The following is a 1855-nucleotide window of genomic DNA, read 5'->3' on the forward strand; positions in this document are numbered from 1 at the left end:
AAAAAGAATCATATAAAAATAAAAAATTATTAATTATCCATATAAAATCAATGATTTGTTACTTCAATAAATGGGGATGGTTTTACGACAAAGAGCGGAAATTTGTTAACGAAAAAATTTTGAATGAATTAAAAAAATAGCATCTTATTACAAAAAACATATTAAACGAAATTGTATACCAGTAAAATATAAATACAATTAAATATCTAAAAGTCTGTCATCCTTAAATCCCAAAAGACAACAGACTTTCCATCTTCAAATATCCTTCTTCTTCTCCCATCCCAGCCCCGGATAATACTGATCGAGGATGATATAGAATAGATGATATTTGCAGATCACATGACGGATCCATCGTTCGCTGACCAGTAGTTTTTCACTGATAGCGGTAATATCACGGTCGGTGATACCCGATAGATCCATTTTCCGACAATGCAAATTGTAAGCCTGCAACAAACAATGATAGATAGCAAACCCTGTTGCCTTGTTCCGCCGTATCATCTGGTAATAATTATCATGCCAGCTCATACAGCGAACAGTTTATACAGGCAACCGATACCTCCGACCGCCATCAGGCAATAACCGGCAATATCTATGGGTTCGATATCTGATTTTATTCCCCGGTCGCTCTGGTGCAAAGCGAGAGTATCGCTCCGATCGCAGTCAGGGTTACCTCCGTTTCCTTCAGGAGAAGCGAGAGGACGATGATCGCCATCAGGAAGAGGACCAGGAAAGGGATCAGGACAGGGACAGTCACCGGCAGCCGGTTTTTGCTTGCGGGGAAAGATGATCCGGGCAAGGGTGGTGAGAAAATTGAGTATGGTTTCAAGAATATTCATGATAACTGATTATTAATACTTTTGCAAATTGACACTAACATCCGCAGGTAAGCCGCACGGTTATCGCCGTTTACTTCACTGATATACTTACTGTAAGCGATCTCTTTGGCATAAGCGGCAGGATGATCACTGAGCGAAGCTGCTACCGGATAAGCGGTATGGATCAAACGGGCAAAGTCCATGAAACTATCTGCAGGTGAATCGTAAGAACGATACCAGAGGGAGACTTTGGAGGAATCATCTCCGGATAAATTCGTTTTTACTCCCTTCCAGAAAGCATTGGAACGGCCATAGGCAGTGATACCGAAGAAATTATTATACTCCTTTGCCAGGGTGCTTTCCCCCCACCCTGTTTCGATGGCGGATTGGGCAAGGATAACGACCGGATTGATTCCGAAACATCCCCCCGCCTTTTGGGCGGGAGAGTGATATAGTTTGATAAATTCCTGTTTTAACATGACGGATGATTGTTACGTTACTATTCGATTTCCGGACGGTCCGAACCACCTCCTGTAGGCGGAGTGACGGTTTCGGTATCCATCTTTTCATATTTGGCATTTTTGCGGATCTCGTTGAGCATGGTGCCCGGTGAGAAGACGATACGAGCCTTATTGAAGAGGGAGACATTGAAGTCTTTTTCGTTTTCAGTTCCTTTGCTGCCTGCAACCATACGGAAGTTACCCAGGCGGCCCATCTGGATTACATCGCCTTCTTCCAGGCGTTCTTCCATGACGGAAAGAAGACCTTCGATGACGAGCATCACATCACCAATAAAAGCGGTGCTTCGAACGGCAATCAGATCACAGAGCTTATTGAAATCGAGTTTCTTCAATGAACGGACCTGTGCATAAAATAATTTAGAACCGGCGGCAGCGTCTTTGCGCATGTCGGGGCGTTTTACTAAGTGGAAACTTAAAGCCATAATTTATTAATTGAAAGTTGATAATTGAAAATTACTGGTTGGTTATCGATAACATGACAAAGATATGAACCCAGAAAAACGGTTGTGACATGAAATG

At 42.6% G+C, this 1855-nt stretch carries 4 protein-coding genes; all 4 read right to left on the reverse strand.

The genetic code is table 11. From position 1 onward, the window contains the following. Positions 1-255 precede the first annotated feature (255 nt). From DWW23_RS26090 to DWW23_RS26105, 4 genes are read right to left on the reverse strand one after another with little or no spacing between them, the layout of a single operon-like run. Positions 256-525 carry a hypothetical protein gene (locus DWW23_RS26090; RefSeq protein WP_122357372.1) on the reverse strand — a complete coding sequence of 90 codons (270 nt, stop codon included), beginning with the start codon at positions 523-525 and terminating at the stop codon, positions 256-258. Beyond that, on the reverse strand, positions 522-836 hold the full coding sequence (locus DWW23_RS26095) for a hypothetical protein (RefSeq protein ID WP_122357373.1): 315 nt from the start codon (positions 834-836) through the stop codon (positions 522-524). The genes DWW23_RS26090 and DWW23_RS26095 overlap by 4 nt, the downstream gene beginning before the upstream one ends. Further along, positions 833-1294, reverse strand: coding sequence for a glucosaminidase domain-containing protein (locus DWW23_RS26100; protein WP_122357374.1), 462 nt, complete (start codon positions 1292-1294; stop codon positions 833-835). The genes DWW23_RS26095 and DWW23_RS26100 overlap by 4 nt, the downstream gene beginning before the upstream one ends. A 20-nt stretch (positions 1295-1314) precedes the next feature. Beyond that, positions 1315-1758, reverse strand: coding sequence for an HU family DNA-binding protein (locus DWW23_RS26105; protein ID WP_122357375.1), 444 nt, complete (start codon positions 1756-1758; stop codon positions 1315-1317). Positions 1759-1855 lie beyond the last annotated feature (97 nt).

The organism is Parabacteroides sp. AF14-59 (assembly GCF_003479515.1).
GTDB lineage: Bacteria > Bacteroidota > Bacteroidia > Bacteroidales > Tannerellaceae > Parabacteroides > Parabacteroides faecis.

Excerpts from the sequence above, each read along its gene's own strand:
- DWW23_RS26090 (WP_122357372.1), bottom strand. The coding sequence starts at position 525 with ATGAGCTGGCATGATAATTATTACCAGATGATACGGCGGAACAAGGCA.
- DWW23_RS26095 (WP_122357373.1), bottom strand. The coding sequence starts at position 836 with ATGAATATTCTTGAAACCATACTCAATTTTCTCACCACCCTTGCCCGG.
- DWW23_RS26100 (WP_122357374.1), bottom strand. The coding sequence starts at position 1,294 with ATGTTAAAACAGGAATTTATCAAACTATATCACTCTCCCGCCCAAAAG.
- DWW23_RS26105 (WP_122357375.1), bottom strand. The coding sequence starts at position 1,758 with ATGGCTTTAAGTTTCCACTTAGTAAAACGCCCCGACATGCGCAAAGAC.